Source organism: Stenotrophomonas sp. STEN046 (assembly GCF_056759755.1).
The window spans coordinates 276,503-282,747 of record NZ_JBRRDR010000001.1; the positions used below are offsets into that span (position 1 = coordinate 276,503).

Annotated in this window: 5 protein-coding genes; 4 read left to right on the forward strand and 1 reads right to left on the reverse strand. The window is 66.4% G+C overall.

The window, feature by feature from the left end:
* Positions 1-3: 3 nt before the first annotated feature.
* Positions 4-669, reverse strand: coding sequence for a TraX family protein (locus ACVOLJ_RS01260; RefSeq protein ID WP_481563257.1), 666 nt, complete (start codon positions 667-669; stop codon positions 4-6).
* Between the two features lie 179 nt (positions 670-848).
* Between ACVOLJ_RS01260 and pip the strand changes: the two genes are divergently transcribed.
* From pip to ACVOLJ_RS01280, 4 genes are all read left to right on the forward strand, one after another.
* Positions 849-1,796 carry a prolyl aminopeptidase gene (gene pip / locus ACVOLJ_RS01265; protein ID WP_481563247.1) on the forward strand — a complete coding sequence of 316 codons (948 nt, stop codon included), beginning with the start codon at positions 849-851 and terminating at the stop codon, positions 1,794-1,796.
* A gap of 364 nt (positions 1,797-2,160) precedes the next feature.
* Positions 2,161-2,460 (forward strand): hypothetical protein, encoded by a 300-nt coding sequence (locus ACVOLJ_RS01270; RefSeq protein WP_481563248.1) that lies wholly within the window; start codon positions 2,161-2,163, stop codon positions 2,458-2,460.
* A gap of 62 nt (positions 2,461-2,522) precedes the next feature.
* The gene (gene mgtA / locus ACVOLJ_RS01275) at positions 2,523-5,282 is read left to right on the forward strand and encodes a magnesium-translocating P-type ATPase (protein ID WP_481563249.1); all 2,760 of its coding nucleotides are present in this window, start codon (positions 2,523-2,525) and stop codon (positions 5,280-5,282) included.
* Between the two features lie 24 nt (positions 5,283-5,306).
* On the forward strand, positions 5,307-6,044 hold the full coding sequence (locus ACVOLJ_RS01280) for an MgtC/SapB family protein (RefSeq protein WP_475278896.1): 738 nt from the start codon (positions 5,307-5,309) through the stop codon (positions 6,042-6,044).
* Positions 6,045-6,245: the final 201 nt, after the last annotated feature.

The following is a 6,245-nucleotide window of genomic DNA, read 5'->3' on the forward strand; positions in this document are numbered from 1 at the left end:
CCGTCAGCGCCACCACTGCGCGTATGCCGCCAGCACCGCCAGGTGCCCGACGTAGTAGACATAGAACGCCCAGCGCCAGCGCGGCACGCTCCAGCGCACGCGTGCAACGGCCAGCACCAGCGGGATGGCCAGCAGCGCCCAGCCGTTGTGGTTGACCCAGCACACCGCTGCGATCCCGAGCAGCAGCAGCCACCCGGCGCGATGACGAAAGGCGATCCATCCCAGCAGCACGAAGCCCACGCCGGCCCACTGGTAGTCCACCAGCATCGGCAGCACGCCGGCGGCCAGAAGCAGCAGCACAGGCCGGTTGTTGGCCATCGCATGTACCGCAACGGCGGCCAGCAGGAAGGTCAGCAGGATGTTGAGTGGCAGCCAATAGCCGAAGGCCAGCGCATGCAGCGGCTGTGCGATCACGCCCCACAGGGCCAGGCGACCGATGGATCTGCGCAGGTCCGCGCCCGGCTGCGCCAGGTTGCAGGCCATCACCAGCGCAAACAGCGGAAACGCAATCCGACCCAGCTCGCTGACCACCGGCACGTAGCCACCGAACACGACCTTGGCTACGTGGTCGCCGGTCATCGTGAGCAACGCCAACCACTTCAACAGCTCGCGTGCACCGCTGCCGAGGGCCAGGTCGCGCAGAGGGACTGTCTTGGTGGTTTCCTGCATGGGCATGCCAGGGCGTTCCTTGTGATGTCTGCCCTGGCGTCACGCGGGCCTATGCAGCAGAGCTTATGCGTAGGCGTGCACATTTTGCCAGCACGCAACGTGCATCAGCCGTCACACTGTGCCGCTCTCACCCTGTCCCGAGGGGTATTCTTGCAGGCCCCGTCTGTAAGGCATCCGCCATGCGTACGCTGTATCCCTCCATCGAGCCCTACCGCGAACACACGCTGCCGGTGAGCGAGCTGCACACCCTGCACATCGAAGAGTGCGGCACGCCCGATGGCATCCCGGTGGTGTACCTGCATGGCGGCCCGGGTGCGGGCATCTCGCCCACCCATCGCCGCTTCTTCGACCCGGCGCGCTACCGCATCGTCTTGATCGACCAGCGTGGCAGCGGTCGCTCCACGCCGTTCGGCGAGCTGCGCGACAACACCACCGCGCACCTGGTGGCCGATATCGAGAAGGTGCGCCAACTGCTGGGCATCGAACGTTGGCTGGTCTATGGCGGCTCATGGGGTTCGACCCTTTCGCTGGCCTACGCGCAGGCCCATCCCGAGCGTGCCACCGGCCTGATCGTCCGTGGCGTGTTCCTTGGCCGCGAGATGGAGAACCGCTGGTTTGCGGAAACCAACGGCGGTGCACGCTGGATCTTCCCGGAACGTTGGGACCGCTACGAGGCCTATATTCCTGAAGCCGAGCGCGGTGACATGCTCGCGGCCTACTGGGCGCGCCTGGACAGCCCCGATGAGACCACCCGCATTGCAGCGGCGCAGGCCTGGCTGGGCTGGGAAGACAATGCCGCCACCCTGCAGCATGATGTGGACGCCGAATCGACTGCCGACCCGCACGACACCCTGGCCAAGGCCCGCATCGAAGCGCACTACTTCCGCCACAGTATTTTCCTCGAGCACGACCAGCTGCTGCGCGATATCGATCGCATCCGCCATCTGCCGTGCGTGATCGTGCAGGGCCGCTACGACATCATCTGCCCACCGCGCAGCGCGTGGGATCTGGCCAAGGCCTGGCCGGAAGCAAAGCTGGAGATGGTGACTTCCGGCCACAGCGCCAACGAACCGGCAACGGTGGATGCGCTGGTGCGCGCCACGGACGCGTTCGCCGACCGCGTCTGAAGACATCGGGTAGTGCCGGCCGCTGGCCGGCATCGCGGCGCGCGAGCCAATCGGTCATCATCCATTGCTCATGCTGGTCGCCCCATCGGGGTGATCACGCCGGCCAACAGTACCTCCGCCATCGGCTATACCAAGGTATAGCCGCACTAACCCAGCGGCCTCTAGGCCTGCTGAATGCGAGCGCGGACAATAGCGCCACTGGCCCCTGGCGGGCCGCCCCACGCGGACACCCTGATGGATCCCGACCCTGCCGGGCGCGACGCGCGCCCCTGCCTGCCCCTTGTCATCTTGCTGGCGACTGACGGCCGGTTCCTGTCCGTGTGAGTGATGGGAGCCCCGGGCAGCGCCTGCCCGGAGAACGCCCATGTCCTACAAGATCCTCTACATCACCCTGCGCCGCCTGATCGGCGAGCGCGATGTTTCCGGCCTGCGCAGCCAGTTGCTGCAGCACGGGCCCGTCATGTTCGCCCGCTCGCTCGCGCTCGGTTCGCCGCGCGTGATCGCCGATGCGCTCTCGCTGTTGCCGATCAGCGAGCGCATCAGCGTGCTGCGGCACCTGCCCTACCCGCTGCGCGATGCGATGAAGCCGCTGTGCATCGGCGGCAGCCAACGCCTGCGCCTGCAGCCGTGGTCACCGTCGGTGCTGGCCCTGCGCCACGCCTGACCACCTGCCCATCCGCTCCACGCGTCGAACGTTTCCGGCGCCGTTCCCCGAGGACCCTCCCCATGAGCCTGCTCAACGCCTGGTTCAATGCTTTCCTGCGCAGCCGCCGCGCGGGCAACCTGTTCGGCCGCCGTGCGATGCCCGAAGCCGGCTACGGCCGTGGCAGCACGCAGGCCCCGCCGGACGTGCTTACGTCCGGGCTGCTCGCGCTCGCGCAGGGCTCGGACACCGATGCGCTGGCCACCCTGCAGTCGCACGTGGACGGCCTCAGCCCGCATGAAGCCGGCGAGCGCCTGCTGCGCTTCGGCCCCAACGAGGTGGATCACGAAAAGCCGCTGCCGTGGTGGCGTCACCTCTGGCAGTGCTATCGCAACCCGTTCAACCTGCTGCTGACCGTGCTGGCGGCCGTGTCCTGGCTGACCGAGGATGCCAAGGCCACCGTGGTGATCGGCGCGATGGTGGTGCTGTCCACGTTGATCCGCTTCGTGCAGGAGGGGCGCTCCAACCGTGCCGCCGAGCGGCTGAAGGCACTGGTCGGCAACACCGCCCGCGTCCTGCGCCGTGCGCCAGGAACCGAAGCGGCGGAAGTGGCCGACCAGTACTTCGGCGCGCAACTGCACAGCCGTCGACCGGCACGCCTGCTGGACCTGCCGATCCGCGACCTGGTGCCCGGCGACCACATCGTGCTGTCGGCCGGCGACATGATTCCGGCCGACTGCCGCGTGCTTGCGGCAAAGGACCTGTTTGTCGCACAGGCGGCGATGACCGGCGAGTCGCTGCCGGTGGAAAAGTTCGTGCAGCCATCCACGGCTGATGCAGGCCTGATGGAGCAGGCCAACCTGTTGTTCATGGGTACCAACGTGGTGTCCGGCACCGCCACCGCCCTGGTGTTGGCTACGGGCAACACCAGCTACTTCGGCACGCTGGCCCAGCGCAGCAGCGCCAGTGATCGCGCGCCTACGGCCTTCCAGGCCGGCGTGAACAGTGTCAGCTGGCTGCTGATCCGCTTTGCCATGGTGATGGTGCCCTTCGTGCTGCTGGTCAACGGCTGGACAAAGGGCAACTGGACCGAGGCCTTCCTGTTCGCGCTGTCGGTGGCGGTGGGCCTGACTCCGGAAATGCTGCCGATGATCGTCACCTCGACCCTGGCCAAGGGCGCGGTGCTGCTGTCGCGGCGCAAGGTGATCGTCAAGCGCCTGGATGCCATCCAGAACTTCGGTGCGATGGAGGTGCTGTGCACTGACAAGACCGGCACCCTCACCCAGGACAAGATCGCACTGGAACGGCACACCGATGTGTTCGGCCAGGATTCGGAAGAGGTGCTGACCTTCGCCTATCTCAACAGCCACTTCCAGACCGGGCTGATCAACCTGCTCGACCGTGCCGTGCTTGAGCATGTCGAACTGCAGAGCTCGCTGCGACTGTCGCAGGACTACCGCAAGGTCGATGAGATCCCGTTCGACTTCGAACGCCGGCGCATGTCGGTGGTGGTATCCGAACGCGAAGACCACCACGAGCTGATCTGCAAGGGAGCCGTGGAGGAGATGCTGGCGGTATGCAGCACCGTGCGCGAGAACGGCCAGGACCGGCCACTGGACGGGCAGCGCCTGGCGCGCGTGCGGCAGACCACCGAGGAGCTCAACGAGCAGGGCCTGCGCGTGGTGGCCGTGGCGATGAAGGAGACCGCCGCCAGCCAGACGGTGTATTCCCAGGCCGACGAGTGCGGGCTGACCCTGGTCGGCTATGTGGCCTTCCTCGACCCGCCCAAGGAATCGGCTGCGCAGGCGCTGCAGGCACTGGCCGCGCACGGCGTGGAGGTGAAGGTGTTCACCGGTGACAACGAACTGGTGACCGCCCGGGTCTGTGCCCAGGTGGGGCTGGATGCAGAGACCATCCTGACCGGCCCGCAGATCGAGCGCATGGACGATGCCGCCGTGGCCAGGGCGCTGCAGCAGCACCGTGTGTTCGCCCGGTTGACGCCGCTGCACAAGGAGCGCCTGGTGCGCGAGCTTCGCGCCCAGGGCAAGGTGGTCGGCTTCCTCGGCGATGGCATCAACGATGCCCCCGCCCTGCGTGCGGCCGATATCGGTATCAGCGTGGACAGCGCGGTGGACATCGCCAAGGAGGCCGCTGACATCATCCTGCTGGAAAAGAACCTGATGGTGCTGGAGGAAGGCGTCATCCAGGGGCGGCGCACCTTCAGCAACATGCTCAAGTACATCCGCATGACCGCCAGTTCCAACTTCGGCAACGTGTTCTCGGTGCTGGTGGCCTCGGCCTTCCTGCCGTTCCTGCCGATGCTGCCGCTGCAGCTGCTGGTGCAGAACCTGCTGTACGACATCTCGCAGATCGCCATTCCCTTCGACAACGTCGATGAAGAGCTGGTGCGCCGGCCGCTGAAGTGGAACCCGGCCGACATCGGCCGCTTCATGGTGTTCTTCGGGCCGATCAGCTCGATCTTCGACATCAGCTGCTTCGCGCTGATGTGGTACGTATTCGATGCCCGCACGCCAGCCGACCAGGGCCTGTTCCAGTCGGGTTGGTTCGTGGTCGGCCTGCTGACCCAGACCCTGATCGTGCACATGATCCGCACGCCCAAGGTGCCGTTCCTGCAGAGCATCGCCGCTCCGCCCCTGCTGCTGATGACCGGGCTGATCATGGCCATCGGCGTGATCCTGCCGATGAGCCCGCTGGCCGGCTACTTCAAACTGCAGGCACTGCCTGCCGGCTACTGGCCGTTCCTGGTGGCGATCCTGTTCGGCTATGCGGTGCTGACCACCGCGCTGAAGAAGCTCTACATCCGGCGCTACGGCTGGCAGTAAGCGCACGGCGCAGGGAGAACCACGATGGACCTCAATCCCAACCTGCCGGCGTTCAACGCCGGCGCCACCCTCAGCACCCTCATCAGCCTGAGCGTTGCCTTCGTGCTGGGCGCGGTGATCGGCCTGGAGCGGCAACTGCGGCAACGCACGGCGGGCCTGCGCACCAACACGCTGGTGGCGGTCGGCGCCGCGGTATTCGTCGATCTGGCGGTACGCTTCCACGATCTGCAGGGCGGCCCGCCCTCGCCACTGCATGTGGTGGCCTATGTGATTTCCGGCGTCGGTTTCCTCGGCGCCGGCGTGATCATGAAGGACGGCGCGCAGGTATCAGGGCTCAATACCGCTGCCACGCTGTGGGGTTCGGCAGCGGTCGGCGCCTGTGCCGGCATCAAGCTGCTGCCCGAAGCGCTGCTGGCGGCCGTGTTCGTGCTGGCCGCCAACACCTTGTTGCGCCCGGTGGTGAACCGCATCCAGCGGCAACCGCTGCGCGAGTCCTTCAGCGAGGCCACCTATGCGATCAACGTGGTCTGTCAGCGCGAGCAGCAGGCCGAGGTGCTGGACCGGCTGCTGCTGTTATTGGAACAGGCGCAGTATCCCGTGCGTGGGGTGGACCAGCGCCCGTTCGGCGAGCGCGACGTGGAGATTGAAGCGGTGCTGTACGCCACCACCGTGGATGCGGTCGAACTGGATGCCGTGCTCGCCGCAGTGAGTGCGACGCCGGGCGTGCTGCAGGGCTTCTGGAACGCCAGCCTGGAGGAGTAGCGGCCGACACCGTGCCGACCAACGGTCGGCACCTACCACGAGCCTGCACCCTGTACTTCGGCAGGTGCGCCGCTAAACCCGTGCATTGCTCTGGTGGGTGGCGCACCAATATGAGCAGAAAAAACACAAAAAAAACCCCCCCACATAAATTAACAAAACCAAACCCAGAAAAACACAACACCCAAAGAACAACACCCCCGC